A 24,131-nucleotide genomic window follows, 5' to 3' on the forward strand; every position below is an offset into this window, starting at 1 on the left:
ATTGAATATCAAACAATTAAATACAAAACGAAAGAATTGAAATTTACGAAATACCGTAATTTTATGATTCCATTATTTAGAATTATATAAAAGACAAGTAATCTTTATCGTAAAGTATAAATCTTCATGAATAAATATCAGATGATTTTACAGCAAAATAAAAGAGAGACCTTAAAAAAGTCTCTCTTTTGTATTTATAGATTATAATTAATTAATTAATTTTCAAATATTTAACCATTAATAATTAAACCACCGTTGGGATGAAGAACCTGTCCGGTAATCTGTGCGGCATCGTCGCTTGCTAAAAACAGGAAATTTGTTGCAATTTCTTCCGGTGTAGCATTTCTTTCGAAAGGAGGTTTGTTAGAATCTTCTTTTTCATCACCGAATGTTTCTTCCGTTAAAGGAGTTGCCACAGGTCCCGGAGCCACAGCATTTACACGAATTCCTTTAGGTTTTGCCTGCAATGCCAGCGAACGTGTAAAAGAAACAATTGCTCCTTTTGTTGCAGAATAATCTAATAGCTCTTCATGACCTTGATACGCAGTGGCAGAGGTTGTATTGATAATTGAACTTCCCTGTTTTAAATATGGAAAAACAACTTTCGTTAGAAGAATCATTCCTATAATATTAGAATCAAACGTTTTTCTGATATTTTCTTCTTCCAGTTCTTCAATACTTTTTGCGGGAAACTGAACTCCTGCATTGTTGATTAAAATATCAATTCCTCCAAATTCAGAAACAACTTTTTGTACAGTCTGTTTACAAAATTCAAAGTCATTAATATCACCTTTAAAAATAATAGATTTTCTCCCTAAATTTTCAATTTCTGTTTTTGTTTTTTCTGCATCTTCATCATCAGAATAGTAAATGATTGCAATATTTGCTCCTTCTTTCGCTAAAAGTAAAGCAGCTGCACGACCAATTCCGCTGTCTGCTCCGGTGATAAGAACAGACTTATTTTCTAATTTCAATTTCATCATATTTAAGATTTTTACAGCTTTTTGTATTCTGTATCGACTTGATTTGTTTTTATTTTAATATTAATAGTTGATTAATTTCACTCTTAAAACATCCCAAAATGAATTCCGTATAATATAACTGTGCATTCAGGGCTTGGGTTTTAGGGTGAAGTTCCAATTTTTTGGTTAGAATAACTTCCCCTTTATAAGCGAAAGAAAAATAAGCAAAAATCTTATACGATGAGTTCCGGATCGGTGTACAATACCCTGTTGTGGAGATCGACCAATCGGTATTGAATAATTTTGCAACATTCAGAGCCATCGTTTCTGCGATATTTTCTGATACGCAGTCGCAATCTTCCGCCTCTGTTTTTTCAACATTCAGCAGTCGTACTTTTTCGGGTAATGTGTAAACAGTCATTCCGCCTTTATAAAATAAAGAAGCGTTGGGCATTTGGGAAAAAGCTAATTGCAGGCAGCCTGAAGTAACACTTTCTACAACGGAAATGCTCTCGCCCGTCGTCATTAACGACTGGCTGATATATTCCAGAAGGTTTTTTTGAAATTCCATAATTTTTATATTTGGTGTGTGGTAAAAATTTAGTCTAAAACTGTTATCGAAAACAGTATTTATCCTGTAATCAAAATATAAGCCGAAAACATCTAACTTTACACCAAATTTACGATTCTCCTCTTAGCTTTTATATGACTGTACTCATAGAACAGATTATTACCTATTAGGAATTATAAGATTCTTAATAAAGTTATGTAATTCTCCAAAGTATTTTTACAGTTTCAAAATACTCTGGAGATATTTATTTTAATGCTCATGCTCTCCTGAATTCGTTAGTTTTGCATTCACAAAAAATGCCCCTTTTACTACAATTTTTGCGTCCTGAGCAATTGGAGAAACAGAAGTTATTGCCGTGTAACCCATATCAGAAGCACCTTTTACGATTTCAATCTTTTCAAAATTTACTGTTTTAGAATTTTCCTTAGTTTCTTTGTTTTGATTTTCTTCGTGATGTTCCTCCGCCTTTTTATGGGTCTGAACAAAAAAATAATATTTTCCATCGGCTTCCACAATCGCTTCGTCAGGAATGGCTGTCGTCGTACTTTTATCCAGACTCACAATTCCGGTAATGTTCATCCCATCAATTAAACCTATTTTATTTCCTGTAACGTTAGCGTGAACGGAAATTGTTTTGCTTTCATTTTCAAAGGATGAACCGATACTGTAAATTTTCGCATCATATTCTGTTTCAGGATTATTGGTAAGTTTAAAATGAACGATTTGCCCTACTTTCATTTTGGGTAAATCTTTCTCAAAAACCTGTAAATCAAGATGAATCGATTGGTTATCAATAATATCCAAAACCGGAGACGAAACATCTACATAACTTCCAATCTGTGCATTGATATTGCTGACTGTTCCACTAATCGGCGACGTAATCACCAAACCTGAACGTAAATTTCCATTCGTAACTTTCCCAGGACTAATTCCCATTAATTGTAATTGTCTTTGCAAAGAAGCCCGCTGAGTTCTCAAACTTTTCAGCTCTGCATCAGCGCTTTGAAGATTCTTTTTCGCTCCTGCATCATTATCAAACAACTCTTTCTGTCTTCTGAATTCCTGTTCTGCAAAAGAAATTCTGCTGTTGACCGTTAAATATTGCTCCTGAACCTGAATATATTCCGGATTATTAATGGTTGCCAAAATCTGACCCTTTTTTACAAAATCTCCAATCTGAACTTTAATCGTTTGTATAACACCACCATACAACGAAGTTACGGTAGCTTTTTTGTTGTTGGGAACTCTCAATAAACCGTTGGCTTTGATGGTTGAAGTCAGTTCTTTCATTTCTATATTTCCCAACGTTACACCAACCGATTTCATTTGTTCTTTGGTCAATTCCGCAATAGTTTGTGGCGTTTCATCGTGATTCTCTTCTGCTTGTTCCGTTCTAATTTCATCTTGTGGTTCTTCTTTTTTTCCACAGTTTATGAGAAAAAGTGAGATGAATACTAACGAAATGATTTTATATTTGATTTGCATTTTTATTGATTTATGATTGAATTAATGATAATAACAGATTCGTTTACCTGCTGAATGGATTCCAGATATTTTAACTGAATATTGGTAGCAGTTTGTAGCGCAAGAAGATACTCCACGTAAGAGATTTCTCCTGTTTTGTAGCCCAATTGCCCCGCTTTTGTAATTTTTTCGGCATTCGGAATTGCCTGATTTACATAATATTCGTACTGTTTTATATTTTGCTGATATTGGTTTAAAGCATTCTCCAGCTGCGCTTCCAATTGTTTTTGCTGGAATTTCGCATTCGATTCCGCCATTTGTTTTTGGAAATCAAAAGACTCCATTCTCGCCTTTGTCGTACCAAAAGTTAAAGGAATTGAGACACCAATTGTTGCCGAATGAAAACGGTTTCCTCCATTGAAATACTGTTCCATCCCATTCACATTCTGAAAACCTATCAACGACTGATTCGTATAACCAATTGTGAATTCGGGAAGTCCTTGTGATTTTTCGACATTTTTATTCTTTTCAGCAATTTCCATTTCCTGATAAAAAACCTTTACCAAAGGATGTTTTGCAATAGCCGAGCTATGCAGAACATAATTGGCTCTCAAAGGCTGGTAATTTTGGTCAAACGGAACAGAAATATCTTCTGAAGTATTTAAAACGGTTTTTAAATTTTTATAAGCATTCGTCAAATACACTTCGTTTTGTTTTAACAATAAATTGATTTCGCCTTTTTGAGTTTCCGCAGTATTAATTTCAATTTTCTTAATATCTCCTGCTTTAAACCGTACGGTTGCAATTCGGATAAAATCATTATACAAACTATCTAAATTTTTCAATTTTAACTGATTATACTGCAGATATTCAATCTGATAATAATAGGTTCTGACCTGTTTTGCCAATTCATTTGCCGAAATTTCCCTATTGATTTGCTTTCCCTTGATCTGCTCGTTGATCAGCTCTTTTCTCGCCTTAAACAAAGTCGGAAACGGAATCGTCTGAGAAATAGAAAAAGACTGGTCGAATTTTCTTGAATTATATTGTCCCAATTGCGCATCAACATTCATTTTAGGAAGTTCTCTTGCAGTCGGTTTCAAAGCTTCAGTTGATTGAATATCCAAATCTTTCGATTTCATTAAATAACTGTTTTCCAGAGCAATTTGAGTCGCTTGCTGTACTGTCAAAGAATTTCCCTGTTGTGCGTTAAATGTTTGTCCGAAAAATAAAAATCCAAGAATAATTACTGTCGTAACCTTTTTAGATTTAAAATTTTTAAAATTAATTTTAGAATTAAAAATAATATATAACATCGGTAAAACGAACAAAGTCAGGAAAGTTGCCGTCACCAAACCTCCGATAACAACGGTTGCCAAAGGTTTCTGAACTTCCGCACCTGCCCCTGTGGAAATTGCCATCGGTAAAAAACCTAATGAAGCCACTGTTGCCGTCATTAAAACCGGCCTTAATCGGGTTTTCGTTCCTTCCATTACCCGTTTCAGAATATTGGTTTCGCCTTCTTTTTCCAGTTGATTGAACGTTCCGATTAAAACAATTCCATTCAAAACTGCGACTCCAAATAAGGCAATAAACCCAATTCCTGCACTGATACTGAACGGCATATCTCTTAACAATAAAGCGAAAACCCCGCCAATGGCGCTCATTGGTATGGCAGTGAAAATCAACGCCGCTTGTTTGAACGAATGAAACGTAAAATATAACAACAGGAAAATCAATAATAATGAAACGGGAACGGCAATCATTAGTCTTTCGCTTGCGGCTTTTAAATTTTCAAACTGACCGCCATACGTAAAGTAATATCCGGAAGGCAACTTAACTTTTCCATCTAATTTATGTTGAATTTCCTCAACAACGCTTTGCACATCACGGTCTTTTACATTAAAGCCAATCACTATTCTTCGTTTTCCAGCTTCCCGGCTGATTTGTGCAGGACCCAATTTGTAACTGATATTTGCCACCTGAGACAACGGAACCTGCGCACCGGAATTGGTTGAAATCATTAGATTATTCACATCATCAATATTGGTTCGGTTCAGACTGTCCAAGCGAACAACCAGATCGAATCTTCTTTCGTTTTCAAAAACCTGACCGGCAGATTTCCCTGCAAAAGCGGTGCTTACAGCATTATTGACGTCTTCGATATTCAAACCGTAATTTGCCATTCGGGTTCTGTCGTATTCAACATTAATTTGCGGAAGACCACTTACTCTTTCAATTTGCGGAGAAGTCGCTCCTTTTACAGATTGAATCACTTTGGCTGTTTTCTCAGCATAAATTCCTAGAGAATCCAGATTCTCACCAAAAATTTTCACGGCAACATCTTGACGAATTCCAGTCATTAATTCATTAAAACGCATTTGGATTGGCTGATTTTTTTCAAAGAAAACTCCGGGAATATTTTCCAGTTTTTCAGAAATTTCATCAGCTAATTCCTCGTAAGATTTTTTTGTTTTCCAGTCTTTTTGGGATTTCAAAACGACAATTAAATCGGTTGCTTCCGGTGGCATCGGATCGGTCGGAACTTCTGCGGCTCCGGTTTTTCCAACAACCATTTTAACCTCATCAAATTGTTTAATAATTCTTGAAGCCTGCATCGAAGTTTCAATACTTTGACTCAACGAACTTCCCTGTGGAAGAATGCAGTGAAAAGCGTAATCTCCTTCCTGCAATTGCGGAATAAATTCGCCTCCCATTCTACTGAAAATCAACACAGAAAACGCAAGCAAAGTGACAGTTCCGCCGACTAACCAATATTTTATTTTCAACGCTTTTTCTAATAAAGGCTGATAGATTTTCTGAAGCTTATTCATCATTTTATCCGAGAAAGTTTCTTTATTCATAGGCTTTTTAGATAAAAATAAGGCACTCATCATCGGAATGTACGTCAATGATAAAATTAATGCTCCCAAAATGGCGAATCCGACTGTTTTAGCCATTGGAATAAACATTTTTCCTTCAACACCTACCAAAGTCAGGATGGGAATGTAAACGATTAATATTATAATTTCGCCAAAAGCAGCACTGCTTCTGATCTTAGATGCAGAAAGGAAAACCTCTTCATCCATTTCGGATTGGGTAAGGATTTTATTCGTTTTTCTCAACCCTAAATGATGTAACGTTGCCTCGACAATAATTACGGCTCCGTCGACAATCAAACCAAAATCTATTGCTCCCAAGCTCATCAAATTGGCGCTTACTCCGAAAACATTCATCATTCCCAAAGCAAACAATAATGAAAGCGGAATTGCTGAGGCAACAATCAAACCTGCACGGAAATTTCCAAGGAAAATTACTAAGACGAAAATGACAATTAAAGCCCCTTCAATTAAGTTTTTTTCTACTGTGCTGATAGCCCTTCCCACCAAATCGGTTCGGTCTAAAAAAGTTTCAATCACCACATCGTTCGGAAGCGATTTCTGAATAGTCGGAATTTTATCTTTGATTCTTTGAACGACTTCATTGCTGTTTGCACCTTTCAACATCATAACGACACCGCCAACGGCATCAACTTCACCGTTATAAGTCAAAGCACCGTAACGGACTGCGTGACCAAAACCGACATTCGCCACATCTTTTATGAAAATCGGTACACTTCCCGTTTCATTTTTCACAGCGATATTTTTAATATCTTCAATCGATGTTACAATTCCGATTCCTCGTATGAAATAGGCATTTGGTTTTTTATCAATATACGCTCCTCCCGTATTTTGATTATTTTTTTCTAAAGCAGTAAAAACATCCGTAATGCTTATTCCCATTGCTTTCAGGCGATCCGGATTGATGGCAACTTCGTATTGTTTTAATTCACCACCAAAACTGTTGATTTCTGCAATTCCGGGAGTTCCGTTGAGCTGTCTGCGGACGATCCAGTCCTGCATAGTGCGTAAATCTTTACTGCTGTATTTTTTTTCACTCCCTTTTTTCGGATGGAGAATATATTGATAAACCTCGCCCAAACCGGTACTCATAGGTGCCATTTCGGGAGTTCCTACCTCTTTTGGGATTTCTTCGGAAGCTTGTTTTAATTGTTCACTGATTAACTGACGGGCAAAGTAAATATCTACATTTTCTTTAAAAACAACCGTAATGACAGACAGTCCGAACCTTGAAATACTTCGAGTTTCTTCGATATCCGGTACATTGGCAATACTTTGTTCGATTGGAAACGTGACTAATTGTTCGACTTCCTGCCCTGCCAAAGTTGGACAAACGGTGATAATCTGAACCTGATTGTTGGTGATATCTGGAACGGCATCAATCGGCAGTCTCGTGGCACTCCAGGTACCCCAAATGATGAGCATCAACGTCATTATCCCAATGATAATCTTGTTTTTGATACTGAATCTTATGATATGATCTAACATGAATTTTAATTTTATTGAACATCAAACTCAATCCATCAACCATGAATTAAGAGTGACAAAGATGAACAGGAATACGTTGCAACGGTATTGCAAAGTTTCCACGACAAATTGATGAAAGACATACGTCTTCCATTAAATCAATAAAAAATTAAATTTTGGGAGGTTGCCAAATCCGGTCATACAGCAAATAGGCGAAATCGTTTTTCTGAAAATGAATTTTCTTTGAGAAATAGGTTTTAACTTCTTTACCAAAATCCAGAATAGGAACGAATTTAAATTCAGAAGCTGTTATTCTGCAACAATTGCAAAAACACAACGGTGAACATGAGTCATTTGCAGAGTGAGAATCTTCTTTTGTGTTATTTATTACGTAAGAAAAATTCTTGTTGGTATTCAGTTGCTCAACGGCTACATCATTGCATGGCATTATAGATAAAGCCACGAAATAAAACGCTAAAAACAACCGTAATAAATACATATTGCCGACAAATGTACAAAAAATAATAAGCCAAAGACTTTTGTAGTTTTAATTTTAGACTGATACCTACATATTCATTTTAAAGATTCTGTATAAATATTAAGTATTTCTACTCAAAAAGGCAATTGGTTATTTCTACTCTACTCAAAATATTTTCTTATTTGTTACTTTGAAAAGCATATTAATTTGGCAATAATATACTTGCATGTACCATAAAAAAGCGTTGAAAATTCATCTTTCAAATATTTGGAATAATTGAAACATATTTAAAAATATTTGCAGATTGACGATCGTGGTACATCCGATTATATTATTGCCTTTTTTTATTCAAAAAAACAACCATAAACTGAAAACTTATGAAAACAGAAAATTATGACGTAATTGTCATTGGTGGCGGTGCAATTGGTCTTGCGACTGCGTATCATCTTGGAAAAAGAGAGGCAAAGACTTTAGTTCTGGAACAATTTACTTTTGTGAATCAACTGGGAAGCTCTGCCGGAGTTTCCCGCCAGTTCAGAATTCCATATCCTGATGAATACATGGTGCAAATGGCTTTGGATTCAATACCTTATTGGGACGAACTGCAAAAACAAACCGACACTCAACTGCTTGATAAAGTGGGAACGCTTTGGTTCGGAGACCCCAACGTACATTCTACAGAAGGAAATATCGCTGAAGCCGAAGAAGCCCTAAAAGCATTAAATGTTCCCTACACGACTCTCACTTCAAAAGAAATCGAAGAAAAATATCATTTCAGAGACCTTCCTGAAACGTATACCGGATTATTTCAGCCGGATGGTGCAAGCATCAATTTTAAAGCAACTATCGAAACACTTTTAGATCTTTGTAAAAAGTCAGAATCAGTTGATCTTGAAGAAAATTCGCCTGTGTTGAAAATTAATCAAATAGGTGAACTTTTTGAAATTGTTACTCCAAACGGAAGCTACATTACAAAAAAATTAGCGATTATTCCTGGTCCTTACATCAACAGTGTGATCAATTTATTGCATTTTAAAATTGAGGCAACGTATTGGAATATGGCTTCGGCTTACTTCAAAAAAACAGATCCAACCATTCAATATCCGACTTGGTTTGTGTTCCAGAATAAAGTGGGAAATAACGGAAATCAGTTTTACGGTTTCCCTTCTGTGGATTGGGATCATCCTGAATATATTCGTGTAGCCCCCGATTTTGTGATCACTCCTCTTGATGAGCCTAGCGAAAGAACATTGATTCCAAATAAATTAGAGCTTGATTATACTGCCGAATGGGTGGAAGAACATATGACAGGTTTGGAAATTGAACCGGAATACACTTCAACGTGTCTTATTTCATTGAGTACCATCGAAAATAAAGAATTATTGATCGACTTTGCACCAAGCTATGTTCCTAATCACAAAAATATTGTGGTGTATGCGACCGGTTGGGCAGCAAAATTCACTCCGTTTTTAGGAAAAATTATGACTGATCTTGTATTGGACGGGCATACTGATTTTGACATTACCCCTTTTCAATTGGGAAGAAATTACTTCAAAAGATTTTAAATCAAATAAAAAACTGAAATACCATGAACAAAAACACACCTCTAAATCCAGGAATGCATCCTGATTTAAGAATAGAAGTAGCCATTATCGGCGCCGGAACTTCCGGATTGTATACCGCTTATCGTTTGTTAACCGACAAAAAATTCAAGCCAAGCGATGTACAGATTTTCGATATGAATAATAAACTGGGCGGAAGACTGGAATCTGTTATCATGCCGGGAATGGATTTCTGGGGAGAATTGGGCGGTATGCGTTACCTAACCTCTCAGGAAATTGTAACGACATTAATTGAAGGTTATCCAGATCCTTTAGATAAAGAAAAGCTTATTCCGGTTTTAAAAGATACAATGACACCTATTGATTTCCCGATGGGTAAAGATTCACAACTATTGATGTATCTTAGAAAAGAACATATGCAACAAAATGCCTGGAATGTTGCCCAGGATAAGGATGAAAAATTAATCACAAGATATTTTTTAAATGAGGATGATTTGGGATTCAGCTCAGATCAATTATTTAACAAAGTTATTTATGATGTATTGATGGCAGATCCATGGGTTGCTGAAAAATATGGAAATAAAATCATCAAAAGCGAAAAATCTATTTATGACTACAGCTTTAAATTAGACAGCAGAGATTGGGATGATATTAAACCTAAATTGGTTTACAATTTTCCAAATTCACCATACGACGGACGCCTGGTAAATGATTTAGGTTTCTGGAATTTACTTAAAGATCAGGTTTCACAGGAAGGTTATGAATTTTTGGCCAATGCCGGTGGATATTATTCAAACACGATCAACTGGAACGCTGCCGAAGCTTTTCCTTACATGGTTGGAGATTTCTCCGCAGACGTAAAATATAAAACCATTCAGGAAGGTTATGACAGCATCGCCTATGCCCTTGCCAATTCTTATATGGAATATGAAACGGAAGGCGCAACTATCTGGTCTGAGAACAAATTGATTACTTTCAGAAAAGATCACGCCCTCCAAAACACTCATAAATATGAATTGACTTTCCTTAATTTAAAAACAAACAAAACATGGAAAGTGTATGCTAATTCTATTGTTTTGGGAATGCCGAGAAAATCTCTGGAACTTTTAGATCAGAATAATTTCTTCTTTAATATTAATGAAAACTCAACACTGAATTATAATATCCGTTCTGTAATTATGGAACCTGCGTTTAAAATTTTGATGGGCTTTCCTTATCCTTGGTGGGAAAACTTGGGAATCACAGAACACGGACATTCAATTACGGATTTACCGATGAGACAGTGTTATTATTTCGGAACCGATGAACATACAAACAATTCCATGTTATTGGGTAGTTACGGAGATATGGAAACAGAAACATTCTGGAAAGCACTTTCTGATGACAAAGTTCTTTTTGAAGTAAAAGCTTCAAAATCTGCTTCATTAAAAGAATTACATGAATTGGATAATGTACAGGCAACAAAATTAATGGTTGATGAACTGATGACACAACTTCGTGAACTTCATGGCGATATAACAATCCCTGAACCTTATGTGACGTATTTTAAAGACTGGACAGATGATCCTTTCGGCGCAGGTTATCACGCCTGGAAAGCCGGATATTCAGTGGAAAATGTAATGCCTTATATGAGAAAACCTGTATCTGATGAGCAGATTCATATCATTGGAGAAGCTTATTCCGATCAGCAAGGCTGGGTAGAAGGCGCATTCTGTGAGGCAGAAAAAATGCTTCAGGAATATTTTGGATTGGATCGTCCTTACTGGCTAAGTCCTGAGTATTATTTAGGTTGGTAACATCTATTTTAATTATCATTAACATGGGGCTCATGCTCCTAAAATAAACATTAAAATGTCACAAAACTCAAATATTACATTATCATTTGTAGGAATAGACGGCAATGAGTCTGCAAATGCTGCGTACATCACATGGACACCGGTCAGATTTAGAATTTCACGTTCAGACAGCACCGGCAAAGAAAAATTAATTCTTAATCAGGAGCCAATTAAAGATTCTGTTCCTGAATTTCCGGAAGATATTGATTTGTCAAAATTAGGAATTCCAACAGTCTTATTTTATACTGAAAGCACACCGAAAAGCACTGGTAAAGAGTCTTATCAAATAACATTTCTGGAAGGTGAAAGCCACAAAGATATTTTTGTCGGCGGTAAGTTTCAGGAAGGAAAACTGTTTAACGGAGCAAGTCCCGAAGATTTTGATATTAAGATCAAAGCTTTGAAAGAAGGAGCGGAAATCAGTTCAGTAAAAACAATGATACGTGTAAGAAAAAATGCAAATCTTTTATCAAAAAAAGCAAAAAGAGCTTATCTGCATGCTTTATCCACCATTAATGAAACAGATTTAGAAGGTCGTGGAATCGGAATTTATTCCACCGATTTTTTCAAAATGCACGTAAAGGGTTCAAAATCCATCGCTCATGGGACGGAAGTTTTTTTGCCATGGCACAGACTTTACATTCTCGATCTGGAAAGACAGTTACAAAATGTAGATCCGGCGGTTTCACTTCATTATTGGAAATTTGATGAACCTGCTCCAAACATTTTCAAAGCAGACTTCTTAGGCGAAAGTATTATCGACCGGGCAGAAAATCCTATTATGACCGACGGAATTTCAACCAATTTTGCTCGATTTAATAAAGATAATCCTTTAAGACATTGGGCAATTGATCGTGAAAAATTAATCAGAAGAATGTCTTGGTTTGATAATCAAAAGGAGCAGGCCGGATTTAATGACTACGATCCAAACACAGGCGAAAGTTCTTTTGATGCTGTTCAAAAAGAAAAAGATACTTACCATAACAAGGAATATTTGTTTAAGCAATCGAAAGATGAAAGTGGAAATGTAAAAACAGATCCTAAATCTTTCACTACATTAGAAGGTAATCCGCATGGTTACACGCATGTGAGCAATAATGGATTTATCAATTATGTTCCTACCGCTCCGAAAGATCCTATTTTTTTCTTCCTTCACTCGAATGTCGAAAGAATGTGGGGAAAATGGCAGACGATTCATCATTTGTTCGATCCTTCCTCTGAAACAAATTACCCCAACCAAGAAGAAGATCCTGCTGTTCCGGCATGGAAAAATGTGAATGCCAGATTATGGCCGTGGAATGGAAAAGTGACTCCAAATGACTATCATTATGAAGCACCGGGAACAAGGACAAATAATTTTACAACTTCAACATGTTTCAAAAATTTTGAAGATAACAGCCCAATTATAAAAGATGCTCTTGATCCTTTCGGCGTAATCGATTATGGAAATTATCTTGGATTTGAATATGATGATACGGCAGCTTTTTCAGATCAATATTATGCGAAATTTGAAAAAAATACTGAAAGAATGATGCAAAATTTCAAAAAATCAGGACTTGAGATTTTTCAAAAGGAAGAAGATGTAGAATCTTTACTTGATGTTATGGAACAACTGGTAAATAGGAATTCCGGAACAGAAAGAAGATTGATGAAATCGAACTCAGAAAGCGATGGGAATTCAGAATTGCGTACTGCATTGAACACCTTAACGCTTAACAAGATTTTTTCATCTGATGTTCCAAAACTGTCTGCCAGAATCAACAATACCCTAGAAAAATTGCTTACCGTAGCTGAACATAAGGAAGAAACAGATGCAATTCTTATTCCGTTGGTGTATGCGGACAATCGGGATATTATTCATCAATTAGAACTGAATTTCAGAGCATTGCAAAAGGACATAACATCTGAAGTATCCGTAAGATATTATGACAGCCGCACAGAGAAGTATGAAACAAAAGTATTTTCAAAGTATTTGGTCATTTATTTATTGGCACTTTACGATTATGAATTTATTCAGGATGAGAAAATTTACGAGCTTGTCATGAAGAATAAGACATTATTTGAAAGAATAGAAGACGAAGACTATCTGGATCTTTTAATTGCTTTGTTATGCTTTGCTTCCAACGAAACCATTTATAGAATATACACAGAATTATTGAAGCATAATGATTTTTTACATGAGCTTAAATTAAAGGCAGATTCAGCCAATGAAAAAACTTCAAATAAATTATGGGCTTTGCATACGTTATTTAGTAATACATTAAGCAATCACAAAAACTAAACAAGATGATCGACCAGCAAATAAAAGGATTGAACAGTGACACCCCAACCGAAGTAATTACCGGATTGATTGATTCCATCAAAAAGCCAGGTCAAAGATTTAACACATCATCGTTAGTGGAACTTTTATCAGAAAGACATCCTATTTATAAAAACAGAAGCTCAATTGCGTCGTCCCACATACGAGGCTATCTTATTGAGGCATTTCACACTATTGGAATGCCTCAAAAAGGGCTTCCTTATATTCTGGAAGAGTTAGAAACATCATTCTCACCTTATATTGTTGCTGCAGCTGCAAAAGCCGTTAGAGGAATCAAAGAACCACATTCCGGTATTGTCGCTTTTTTGAATAAAAGTATTTATAATATTTGGCAGGCAGATGCGATTGTCAACTATTCTTCTTTTTTGGGACCTTATGATCAGACTGTTAATACGACAGCTTTAAAGGAAATCTTCAAAAGTCTGCAGTGGCTTGAGGGCAAAGCACAATATGTTCTGCCGGATTTGTACCATCTGGAAACGCAAATGGCAGAATACTTCAGCTCAGAAAACAGAAAACTTCTGACGGAATGTATTGAAACTATTGAAAAAGCAGACGCTTCGGTAGACGATTGCTGCACGTTGCCTATCGAGGTTTATAATCAGAAAGACAATCATCAGTCTTCGAAATCTGAAATTGCATTAGATAATATCATGCTGCAAGATCACGAAGGAAATCTATTGGAATGGAATGATTATTTTAAAGGGAAATATACCGTTTTGTCTTTCTTTTACACCAAATGCCATAATCCACGAAAATGCATCCAGACGATTTATAATCTTGCCAATATTCAAAAGAAAATCAAGGCAAGTAACTATTCTGATATTCAGACTGCTGCAATAACTTATGATCCAACGTACGATACAAGCTCTATTTTAAAATCGTATGGCAATAACAGGAATTACCATTTTGATGAAAGCAACAGGATGTTTAGAGTGACTGATGGTATGCGATCATTAATTGAAAATTTAGATATTGGAGTTAATTATAAAGGCGCAGAGGTCAATGTACACAGAATTGAAGTTTATATTATTAATCCTGAAGGAAAAATAGAAAGATCTTTCCTGAGATTTCAGGCAGAAGATAACTTAATAATGGATGCTCTGGAAGAATTGGTTGGGAATGAAAAACTTCCTGTTTCAAAAAAAACCGAACAGAAATCAAAAAAGCCAACGATTACAAATCGACTTTCAACAATAGTATTGCCGATTCTGATTGCTTTTTTCCCGAAATGTCCGATGTGCTGGATGGCGTATTTCAATCTGATCGGAATCAGCAGTATTGTTTCTGTTTCTTATCAGCCTTGGCTCGTCTATGCATTCGCCGGTCTTGCGATCTTCAATTTAGTAAATCTCTACCGACTGTCCAAAAAGAGAAACGGACTTTTCCCTTTCTATCTGGCGCTTGTGGGAATGCTTTTGTTAGGTTTGAATTATTGGTTGGAACTTGGTTCGCTAATTATGGTTTTAGGATTTTTATTGACACTAACCTCTACTCTACTAAGTAGTTTGAGCTTCAAACAGTATCATAAAATTTCTCATTTCATCAATGAAAAATGGATCTCCCTTAAGTATGCTTAAATGCGGTTTCCATTTTGAATTTTTTCACATCAAATAAATTAGTAATTTAGCTGTTAAAGTGTACGAACTTCAAAAAGAGGAATATTTAGGAAACATCAGAAACCGCTTTACGACCGAACATGGAATTGCAGTTGTGGAAACCGAGCATCAAAAAAAAGTGTATGAAGGTTGGCATTCACACAATAATGCACATATACGCTTTTTCTGAAAGGAGGGACAACAGAAAAAAGAAAAAATTTCAGCGAAACGTTAGGGCCGGGTTCTTTATTATTTTATCACAGCGACGAACAGCATTTAAATCAAAATACTCTTTTTCCGTCACGGAATATTAATATCGAAATTGAAGAAAATTTACTTAAAAAACTTGATTTATCAGAAGAAATCATTGAAAAATCTATTCAAAATACTGTTTTTACCAAATTTTTGATTTTAAAAATTTTAAAGAAACACTTACTGCCGATTCGTTTTCGGAAGATACAATTACAATGTTATTTTCTCAGATATCCAACTCTCATCATCATTTGGAAAGATTCAACAAAAGTCCGTTCTGGGTAAAGAGTTTAGAAGAATTATTGAACGACTGCTGGAATGAAAATCCGAATCTGCAGGATCTGGCAACGGTTTTACAACTCAATCCGATTACCATATCAAAACATTTTCCAAAATATTTTGGTTGTACTTTGGGCGAATATATGCGAAGAATAAAGATAAATCGTGCCCTTCCACTGATTCAATCCAATAAAAATAGCCTAACAGAAATCAGTCTGGAATGCGGATTTCCCGATCAGAGTCATTTTATCAGAACTTTTAAAAACCAGACAGGATTTTTACCCAAACAATTTCAAAAATTATAGAAGAGGCAAATTTCGTTCTATTTTCAGGCTTCAAGGTTAATTTACATTTGCAGGAAATTAATCTTTAAACCCAATTATATGGAGACTCTTTCTGCGAAACAAAAAATATTTCAATCACCAGCTACCAAAATCATTCTTTCCTTACTCATTTTCATGGCAGTAGTTATTATCGGACAGCAAATTGCGTCAAAATTATTGGGATTGACGTCTCTTGATAAAAATTACAGAAATCTTCTAAAGGGACTTTTGGTTTCCTCAGCGGCCATATTTAGCTATATTATTTTCTTTAAGAAATATGAAAAAAGAGAAGTGACGGAATTAGCATCAAAAGGGATAGCAAAAAATCTTATTATTGGTGCTTCGATAGGTTTTGTTTTGCAATCACTCACTATTTTAGTGATCTATCTTAACGGAAGTTATAGTGTTTTAGCCGTAAATCCTATTTCATTTATCTTGATTCCTTTTGCACTGATGTTTACGGTTGCCATTATTGAAGAAATATTGGTACGTGGCATTATATTCAGAATTATCGAAGAAAAATTGGGAAGTTATATTTCCCTTACAATTTCCGCAGTTCTTTTTGGGGCATTACATCTTGCAAATCCGCACAGCAGTTTTCTATCGGGATTGTGCATTACTACCGCAGGTTTTTTATTCGGTGCAGCTTTTATTTACAAACGTAATTTATGGATACCGATTGCCATACACTTTGCCTGGAATTTTACCCAATCAGGAATTTTCGGAGCGATTACTTCTGGAAATGAAAAAACAAATAGTCTGTTGACTGCAAAAATACAGGGTTCAGAAATCATTACCGGAGGAGCTTTTGGTCCGGAAGGAAGTATTCAGGCAACTATAATTTGTTTTATTGCAACCGTTATCTTATTGATTTTAAGTCATAAAGAAAACAAAATTATTAAACCGTACTGGAAAAAATAAGAAATGATTTAAGAAAAGAAATAACTAATCCAATTAATTTTTTTATCACTTTAATTTAAAATAGTCAATATAAATTTCCATCAAGATTTCCAACCTTATTTTTTTAAAATTTTCACAAAATAATTTGTCAGAATTAAAAATAGTTATATCTTTGCACCACTGAAAACAACGGTATAATCGGAGTTTTTGGAGAGATGGCAGAGTGGTCGATTGCGATAGTCTTGAAAACTATTGACTGTAACAGGTCCGGGGGTTCGAATCCCTCTCTCTTGGTAGAGATACTAAAATAAGCTAAAACGCTGTAAACATTGATGTTTACAGCGTTTTTTGTTTTAGCGCTAGTATCAAAAAAAATCAAAATAGGTCACGATTTATATGACCTATTTCGTGACCCATCCTGAAAATTTGAAAATAGGTCACGAAAAACTCAGGGAAACCCGACTAATAGGCAGTCTAACAATTGTACATCTTGCAAAAAGTGGTAACAAAAACTAAATTATTAAACAATTAAAGTTACCACACTATGAACAAAACATTCAACCTGTTATTCTTTATAAAAAAGAATAAAATCAGAACAAACGGAACTGCTCCCATCTACTTACGAATCACGATAGATGGCAAGGCAGCGGACATTGCCGCTAAAAGATACATTGACCCACAGAAATGGGATGTTAAAGCACACAAGGCAGCAGGTAATTCGCAAGAAGCCAAAACACTGAACCTCTATCTTAAAACTTTGGAACAGCAAGTTTACGATTCTCACTACCAGATGCTGAAAGAAGAAGACTTTGTAACATCTGAAGGTTTAAAATCTAAACTGCTTGGAAACGATGTTTCCACAAGAATGCTCATTCCTATTTTTCAGGATCACAATGATAAAGTAGAAGCACTGGTTGGTCAGGATTTTGCGCCCGGAACATCGGAGCGTTATAAAACATCGTTAAAGCATACGCAGGAATTCATTAACTGGAAGTATAAAAGTTCTGATATCGATATCAAGGCTATTGATCATGCTTTCATAATGGATTATGATTTCTGGCTTCGAAGTGTACGTAAATGCGGAAACAATACCGCTGTGAAATATATTAAAAACTTTAAAAAAATCATCAGACTCTGCATGGCACACGGCTTGCTTACCAAGGATCCTTTTCTTGGTTATAAAGCGAAGCTAAAAGCTGTAGAGCGTCCGTTCCTATCAAAAGAAGAGATCCAGACAATGTATGAAAAAGAATTTGTTTCGGATAGATTGACACAAGTACGGGATGTTTTTCTTTTCTGCTGTTATACCGGTTTAGCTTATGTTGATGCGAAGAAATTGACAAAGTCTCATATCAATATCGGGATTGATGGCGAACAATGGATATTCACACGTCGTCAAAAAACAGACACCTCAACCAGAGTTCCGCTATTACCTGTAGCTAAAGAGCTTGTTTTAAGATATGAGAACCATCCACAGTGTGTAAACTCAAATATTCTGTTTCCTGTTGTAAGTAATCAGACTATGAATTCCTATCTCAAAGAGATCGCAAATGTCTGTGGAATTAACAAAGAGTTGACATTCCATATAGCAAGACATACATTCGCCACTACTGTCACATTATCTAACGGCGTACCCATTGAAAGCGTTAGCAAAATGCTTGGTCACACTAACATAAAGACCACTCAGCATTATGCGAAAATTTTGGATCAGAAAGTGAGCAATGATATGTCGGTTTTAAAAACTAAACTTCAAGATAAAAAATACAGCTGAATTTAAGATTGTATTATAAAAACTAAAAACAATCCCGTCTAGCAATCAAGACGGGATTTTCTTCCAAATAGTATAAGATTATTTTAAGGAGATCAAAGAACATCATGTGTATATCCAGATGGAGATTTCAAGAGTTCAATTAACGAAAATCCGCCAGTTTAAAAAATTTTTAAAGTCCTCTTTACGCAAGGAAAGTAAAACTAGGTTCTTCTATTTGTTTTCTTAGACGCAGGTTTTATTTCTCCTGCAAAATCAAACATCACAATTTGACTGCCCTTGAATGGATTGTATGAAGGTTGATAATCAATATAGCCAGAAAAATGCAAATTCTTCAGACACTTATGATAAGTAGCTTTTGAATTTATTTTACTAATTCGCATTACTTCATCTCTGGAAATACTAACAGGATTTCTGAAACGGTTAAAATTCCAGAATTGGAACAAAGCTATATACAGACTGATTAAGTGTATCATCTTGAATCACCTTTTCATAGAATCCTGTAAGATGTTTTATATAATTCATTTTAATTAGTTTTAGTTTATGCAATATTAATTACCCCTCATTATTCAACATTTTTTCAATATCCTTATAATTGTAGTATAATGTACCTCCCACGCGAGTAAAAGATATATTACCATTAACACGAAGGTTTTGTAATGTTCCGGTGGAAATTTTAAGAAGCTCTTTAACCTCTGATGATCTCAACCATAATTTCTGCTCTGAATTTTTAACATTAAAAAGCATTTTGATATCTTCAAGTAATTCCATCTTGAACTCCTGAAGATCTTCTTTAGTAACCTAAAAAAATGTAATCGCTGATGACATATACATTATTGAGCTGAAAGCTGAGTTTCAAACTCTTTTCTTCGCGAACCGGATTTTTCTCAGATTTCTTTCGGATAATATCCATTGCCATTTTTCTCAGTTCAAGATTAGAAAACACCATTTTATCAAATTCTATTGGCTGCATTGCCTCAGGCTGTATCTGGATATTGGTGATCCTGTTCAGATTGTCCGGACTTCTGTAGATCACTTTGTATTGGGCAATGAAGGATTGTGAAACAACGGTTATGATCCCGATGTTGCTTCCATTGGAATGGGACAAAGGTTTTTTTGTTTTTTCCTCTTTAATAGCAGGATCATCAATGATTTTAATTCTGGCAATATTGGTCGAAGGCAGATCTCCGGTCAGTTGCTGGGTCGACAGATCCACATATTGAATGGGCTCCGGCGAAATAATATGCAGGTTGATCCCCTCAGTAATTTCAATTTCCGGCAGATCGGAGATGAGCTGTTCTTTGGTTGCCGTTTGCGCTGACAATAAATTGGTAAAAAATAGCAGCAGGATATATAATATGATTTTCATTTTTTTATTTTTTTGTTGGTTTTGTGAGTCTTTCAATTGCTTTTCGTCGATCAGGAATACATAGGAATTGTACTTCAATTTGGCTTTGTTGGTCTTGATAAGATTGGCGATGGATTTTGAAGTGGACGTAAATAATTTGGAGCCTATGGTGGTGAAAAATCCCTTTCCACCCATATCCATCTGTGTTCCCTGGACAGAGTTGCTTCCCATCTCCCTGATCATATCCCGAAACACACTCTGAGGAACGTATAACCCTTTCATTCCATCAACATCATAGATCGAAAGATTGACCGGATAGATCTCCCCTTTGGTAAATACCGATACGATGTTGAGATTGACTCTCTGCATTGAAAATCCTGAGATCTGCCCGTAAAGAATTGAGCCTTTATCTATTTTTCTGTTGCCAACAAAGATGTCTTCCAATAGTCGGAACCTGATCCTGCTTCCCAGGAAGCCTTTGTTATTTTCATCAATGACCGCTTTGATAAAACTGTTTTCCTTCTCTTTATAGAAAGCATTGAATCCAATGTTGATCCCGGATTTGCTAACATTGAAAGTGGAATTGAGAAACTCGTCCATCTTTTCCTTGTTAAGCTTCAGTTTTTCCTCTGCCACCAGTTTACTTTGATATTCAGGATCACGGGATTTCTCTAATGAGTCCATCACGAGCATTTGCTGCTTCAGATATTTGACAGGGTCTTGCTGGACACTTTGGGTCTTTTCTTTTGGAGTATCAGCGTAATTATTTTCTTGATTTCCATAGGATCTATCATTCAGCATTTTGATGATTTCCGAAGACCTGTTGTAGTCTTTGTCTTCACGGTCCTGCTGATTGGGTTTGTAGTAGGAAGATTGATTTCCTTTTGCCTGGTATCTATCCTTTCTCCCGTTGACCGCTTTCAATGAATCAATCTTTCTTTTCTGGTCTAATGACAATTGGTCATCATAGCTTAACAAACTGTCCCCTTCCTTGTCCAGACCACCAAGCATCGTCCTGTTATCCTGTTTTTTAAAGAATTCGTCATAAGCATCATTTTTGTTCATAATAGAATCCCTGGTCTCTCCCAATGAAAGAGACAATTCTTTGGGTTTGTCTTTAGCAGAAGTATCTTCCTTCGTAAACTGTGCCCCTACATAGCCGAAAAGAATTAAAAATGGAAGAGCCAAAAGCGGCAGAACATACTTTTTGTCTTTAAAATTTATTTTTTTCATTGATTCTTTATTTTTATATAAATTGCCTCCGGTGCCTACCGGCCATTTTTTAGTTTCTGGTATTGGTTGAACAAGTAGTCAATTCGTAGGCTGTCTTCTTTTTTTAAAGAATGTTGGTCTCTATTTACTTTTAAGGTCTTGAGCTCATCCACTATTTTCTCCATTTCTTTCTCATTGTTGACGGGTAAATTTTGACTCATCTTATTCTTAGAATAGAGAACCGGCGGTCTTATTTTGAATGCTGTTTCAGAGGGGAAAAATATACCCTGAATGAGAGACCCTATAAATGAAATCGACAGCAGGATCATTGAATACGTGAAGAATTTCTTCGGGTTTTGCACTGTCCATTGCAGCCATTTTTATCCCTTTTGTTTTATTGTAGTATTCATTTTTAGTAAGAATTTTTGGTTTGATTAGAAAGCTCTTCATTATTGATGATCCTCCAGTTTTTAAGGATCACACCGTGAGGATTATTCGGGCTTCTAATGATGTCCTCAAAAAAGCCTTCGGTGATGAGCTTTCTCGTAATGACAGAAGATTTCCTTGTGATCATCTGCCTTCCGAAGAATTGAAATTTCTTTTGTTCCATATCGAGTGTAATAGAATCGGTATGGATGCTGACCATTGAGCTGGAAGCAATGATCTGATTGTAAAAACCTTTTTCCTTCAGGTTCGTATATTCTTTTTTTCCGCTGTCATCAATGAGATACAGCGACTTCTGAATATTGTCTTTAACGTAGGCATCGTCCGGCGCCAACGTAAAGAACAATCGGTGGAACAATTCTATCTGCGCTTTGTACTCAACAGGTCGGTTCAGAAGCACGTCGGTCTGTTTAGCAAGAACCGGAACACCATTGTCCAGGATGTAGATCGATCTTCTGGAATCCTCGACCATTTTGTAGGCAAAGAAAAACCCGCCAATAACAATGAAAACGGCAAAACCAATGGTTGCTATGGAAACCACTTTATTGACTTTGATTCTTTGTTCTATATTTTTTATAAGCATTTTGTATATTAATTGTAGGTTGATACTGTGGTTTGTCGGTCGATCGCAATAGATCTATTTTCCGTTTTTCATCGCTTCCTGAACCCTTCCCGATGCTGAACCTGCTGCTGCATTTTTTGCGGTGGCTGCGGCTACAGAAGCACCTCCTGTTTTCGCAGCCAAAATGGCTGTCTTCGCACCGCTGGCGATTTTTCCTGCTGCATTTTTCATTTTGGTCATCGATCCGGCTCCTCCCGCGGAAACGATTGAGTCTGCAATAGTTGGGGTCATTAGAACTCCGATTCCCGTGACCACATAGGCAACACAGGTGAATAGCTGATTGTAGATCATTCCTGAATTACTCACATAGACCATCAAAGCATCTAAGTTGGTAATGGTTCCATTGGATAGCAATGTGTCATATCTTTCGATCTCCATTGTATAACCAGAAGCGATTAATTGCTGACCGATATTGATGATGGTATAGGCAACAAAAGTGTAGAGATTGATATTGATAAATTTGGAAACCCAGCTGTACAAAGAATTTTCAAATCCTGGAATGAGAGCCATCCCAACGGCGATCGGGCCTAAAATGATCAGGATGTAAGCCCATATCTTTTGGATGAAGAAAATAAGGTACACACAGATCCGGAGAATGGAAAGGCAGACAAATTCTATAAGTTCAGCCACTAATTTCTGCATCTGGAATTCCATTCGTATTGACCATTCTTTGATAGGTTGGATTAATTTGTCCAGTCCCTCACTGATGTCAAACCACGAATCATCAGCATCTTCAGTGGTGTTTTCGATGACTTCCTGCTTCGCATCTTCCTCCGCTTTCAGTTTTATTACCGCATCCAATAACTGCTGCTGTTTTTTGAACCGCTCGACACGCAGGTCGTTCACTTCAGATTCTATATCACTGAATATCGCTATTCCGGGTTCGGCAATAGCCTCGAAAGGTGCCTGGATAAGGCTGACAAATCCACTCCAATAAACAAGTGTAAAGCCGATGAGGATGGGTTTTAGCATTGGGGTGATCTCCCATTCCCTGTCACCCGCAGCCATCTGCCAGCCCATATATCCCAGGTACATCAGAGCACCTAAACCGCCAATCGCTTTTCCGACCAAGGCTGACCCTGCAGCACTGTCTTGTACACTGTTGTCTAATTTGGTAAAACCTCCATAAACCATTTCTCAAAAGCCCCGTCTCCCTTTAAAAATTGGAGGAGATTGCTATAATCATTATCTGTCTGTGCAAAGCCCATTACAGGTAAAAGAATTGCCAATAGGCAAAAAGAAAATGTGAGTATCTTATTCATTTTAATATCGGTGTTTGTAATGCTGCATCATATTTTGAACAATTTGCCGGTCTGATGCAGGTGTCCACGAAGGAGGCAAAGCATAATTGGAGTGGTTTTTCAGAATATTCTTGTAATCTGTAAGAAGTGTCGTTTTGTTATTGTGCTTCCTTAATTCCGTTACAAACTTTCTCCATTTGATGAGGGTTTCGTGGTACATAATAAATCATTTACCTCTTGGCATATCCATACTTCTTGACATTGAATATTTTTCCTTGATAAGATCCAGTTCTTCCTGTAATCGTTTTATCGTTCCTGTTGAGCTGAGTGTTTCATAGGTCTGCTGGTCCTTCAACCGCCACTCGATAAAATTTTGAGGGGTGTCAGGGAACTCAGTGATGGGTTTCAGCATCCTTTTGTAATACAGCAACCAAAGAGGGTCTGCATCAACCGTAGCGGAAGTCCAATGGGCAAAATCCTGAACACTTCTTTTATTAATGGTATCTGAAGCTGCTTTTATTTTTTTTGCTTCTTCCTCCTGGAACTTCAACTGTGCAAAACGTTGATTTTGAACTCCGGTAGGTT

Annotated in this window: 21 protein-coding genes and 1 tRNA gene; 9 read left to right on the top strand and 13 right to left on the bottom strand. The window is 36.2% G+C overall.

Annotated features, from left to right (window positions below):
• Nucleotides 1-230: 230 nt before the first annotated feature.
• The 5 genes from ASG22_RS00680 to ASG22_RS21530 form a co-directional block, all read right to left on the bottom strand.
• Nucleotides 231-983, bottom strand: a complete 753-nt coding sequence (locus tag ASG22_RS00680) for an SDR family oxidoreductase (protein ID WP_055979042.1) — start codon at nucleotides 981-983, stop codon at nucleotides 231-233.
• 49 nt (nucleotides 984-1,032) lie between these two features.
• A complete protein-coding gene (locus ASG22_RS00685; RefSeq protein ID WP_055979045.1) occupies nucleotides 1,033-1,533 on the bottom strand; it encodes a CinA family protein in 501 nt (166 codons plus the stop codon).
• Nucleotides 1,534-1,782: 249 nt separating this feature from the next.
• On the bottom strand, nucleotides 1,783-3,018 hold the full coding sequence (locus ASG22_RS00690) for an efflux RND transporter periplasmic adaptor subunit (protein WP_055979048.1): 1,236 nt from the start codon (nucleotides 3,016-3,018) through the stop codon (nucleotides 1,783-1,785).
• A 2-nt stretch (nucleotides 3,019-3,020) separates the two neighbouring features.
• Nucleotides 3,021-7,385 (bottom strand): CusA/CzcA family heavy metal efflux RND transporter, encoded by a 4,365-nt coding sequence (locus ASG22_RS00695; RefSeq protein ID WP_082504883.1) that lies wholly within the window; start codon nucleotides 7,383-7,385, stop codon nucleotides 3,021-3,023.
• A gap of 148 nt (nucleotides 7,386-7,533) precedes the next feature.
• A complete protein-coding gene (locus tag ASG22_RS21530; RefSeq protein ID WP_317038846.1) occupies nucleotides 7,534-7,863 on the bottom strand; it encodes a DUF6660 family protein in 330 nt (109 codons plus the stop codon).
• Nucleotides 7,864-8,219: 356 nt separating this feature from the next.
• On the opposite strand from ASG22_RS21530, the gene ASG22_RS00705 reads away from it, so the two are divergent.
• The 9 genes from ASG22_RS00705 (at nucleotide 8,220) to ASG22_RS00740 (ending at nucleotide 18,682) form a co-directional block, all read left to right on the top strand.
• Complete coding sequence (locus ASG22_RS00705; RefSeq protein WP_055979054.1) at nucleotides 8,220-9,407, top strand: FAD-dependent oxidoreductase; 1,188 nt, start codon at nucleotides 8,220-8,222, stop codon at nucleotides 9,405-9,407.
• Nucleotides 9,408-9,430: 23 nt separating this feature from the next.
• Nucleotides 9,431-11,200: a flavin monoamine oxidase family protein gene (locus tag ASG22_RS00710; RefSeq protein WP_055979056.1), complete on the top strand. Its 1,770-nt coding sequence runs from the start codon at nucleotides 9,431-9,433 to the stop codon at nucleotides 11,198-11,200.
• 55 nt (nucleotides 11,201-11,255) lie between these two features.
• Nucleotides 11,256-13,520: a tyrosinase family protein gene (locus ASG22_RS00715; protein ID WP_055979058.1), complete on the top strand. Its 2,265-nt coding sequence runs from the start codon at nucleotides 11,256-11,258 to the stop codon at nucleotides 13,518-13,520.
• A gap of 5 nt (nucleotides 13,521-13,525) precedes the next feature.
• On the top strand, nucleotides 13,526-15,139 hold the full coding sequence (locus ASG22_RS00720; RefSeq protein ID WP_055979061.1) for an SCO family protein: 1,614 nt from the start codon (nucleotides 13,526-13,528) through the stop codon (nucleotides 15,137-15,139).
• A gap of 58 nt (nucleotides 15,140-15,197) precedes the next feature.
• Complete coding sequence (locus ASG22_RS20935; RefSeq protein WP_157844693.1) at nucleotides 15,198-15,347, top strand: hypothetical protein; 150 nt, start codon at nucleotides 15,198-15,200, stop codon at nucleotides 15,345-15,347.
• Nucleotides 15,348-15,624: 277 nt separating this feature from the next.
• Entirely contained in the window at nucleotides 15,625-15,993 is a 369-nt protein-coding gene (locus tag ASG22_RS00725; RefSeq protein ID WP_055979064.1) for a helix-turn-helix transcriptional regulator, read from the top strand.
• A gap of 78 nt (nucleotides 15,994-16,071) precedes the next feature.
• The gene (locus ASG22_RS00730; protein WP_055979067.1) at nucleotides 16,072-16,932 is read left to right on the top strand and encodes a CPBP family intramembrane glutamic endopeptidase; all 861 of its coding nucleotides are present in this window, start codon (nucleotides 16,072-16,074) and stop codon (nucleotides 16,930-16,932) included.
• 188 nt (nucleotides 16,933-17,120) lie between these two features.
• Nucleotides 17,121-17,205 (top strand) — tRNA-Ser (locus tag ASG22_RS00735).
• A 250-nt stretch (nucleotides 17,206-17,455) separates the two neighbouring features.
• Entirely contained in the window at nucleotides 17,456-18,682 is a 1,227-nt protein-coding gene (locus ASG22_RS00740; protein WP_055979070.1) for a site-specific integrase, read from the top strand.
• Nucleotides 18,683-18,882: 200 nt separating this feature from the next.
• Here ASG22_RS00740 and ASG22_RS20640 read toward each other — a convergent pair whose 3' ends face one another.
• The 8 genes from ASG22_RS20640 to ASG22_RS21250 all read right to left on the bottom strand — a co-directional run bounded on the left by ASG22_RS20640 (nucleotide 18,883) and on the right by ASG22_RS21250 (nucleotide 24,096).
• Nucleotides 18,883-19,155 carry a hypothetical protein gene (locus tag ASG22_RS20640; protein WP_202966684.1) on the bottom strand — a complete coding sequence of 91 codons (273 nt, stop codon included), beginning with the start codon at nucleotides 19,153-19,155 and terminating at the stop codon, nucleotides 18,883-18,885.
• Between the two features lie 79 nt (nucleotides 19,156-19,234).
• Nucleotides 19,235-19,450 (bottom strand): helix-turn-helix domain-containing protein, encoded by a 216-nt coding sequence (locus tag ASG22_RS00750; protein ID WP_055979078.1) that lies wholly within the window; start codon nucleotides 19,448-19,450, stop codon nucleotides 19,235-19,237.
• A gap of 22 nt (nucleotides 19,451-19,472) precedes the next feature.
• Nucleotides 19,473-21,260, bottom strand: coding sequence for a conjugative transposon protein TraM (traM, locus tag ASG22_RS00760; RefSeq protein WP_317038847.1), 1,788 nt, complete (start codon nucleotides 21,258-21,260; stop codon nucleotides 19,473-19,475).
• A 391-nt stretch (nucleotides 21,261-21,651) separates the two neighbouring features.
• Nucleotides 21,652-22,266 carry a conjugative transposon protein TraK gene (traK, locus tag ASG22_RS00770; RefSeq protein ID WP_055979081.1) on the bottom strand — a complete coding sequence of 205 codons (615 nt, stop codon included), beginning with the start codon at nucleotides 22,264-22,266 and terminating at the stop codon, nucleotides 21,652-21,654.
• Nucleotides 22,267-22,320: 54 nt separating this feature from the next.
• Nucleotides 22,321-23,277, bottom strand: coding sequence for a hypothetical protein (locus ASG22_RS00775; protein ID WP_238586826.1), 957 nt, complete (start codon nucleotides 23,275-23,277; stop codon nucleotides 22,321-22,323).
• A 134-nt stretch (nucleotides 23,278-23,411) separates the two neighbouring features.
• Complete coding sequence (locus ASG22_RS21240; protein WP_238586827.1) at nucleotides 23,412-23,567, bottom strand: hypothetical protein; 156 nt, start codon at nucleotides 23,565-23,567, stop codon at nucleotides 23,412-23,414.
• 1 nt (nucleotide 23,568) lies between these two features.
• A complete protein-coding gene (locus ASG22_RS21245; RefSeq protein ID WP_238586828.1) occupies nucleotides 23,569-23,766 on the bottom strand; it encodes a hypothetical protein in 198 nt (65 codons plus the stop codon).
• 6 nt (nucleotides 23,767-23,772) lie between these two features.
• The gene (locus ASG22_RS21250; RefSeq protein WP_238586829.1) at nucleotides 23,773-24,096 is read right to left on the bottom strand and encodes a hypothetical protein; all 324 of its coding nucleotides are present in this window, start codon (nucleotides 24,094-24,096) and stop codon (nucleotides 23,773-23,775) included.
• Between the last annotated feature and the right edge of the window lie 35 nt (nucleotides 24,097-24,131).

The sequence above is a fragment of the Chryseobacterium sp. Leaf405 genome (genome assembly GCF_001425355.1).
Classification (GTDB): domain Bacteria; phylum Bacteroidota; class Bacteroidia; order Flavobacteriales; family Weeksellaceae; genus Chryseobacterium.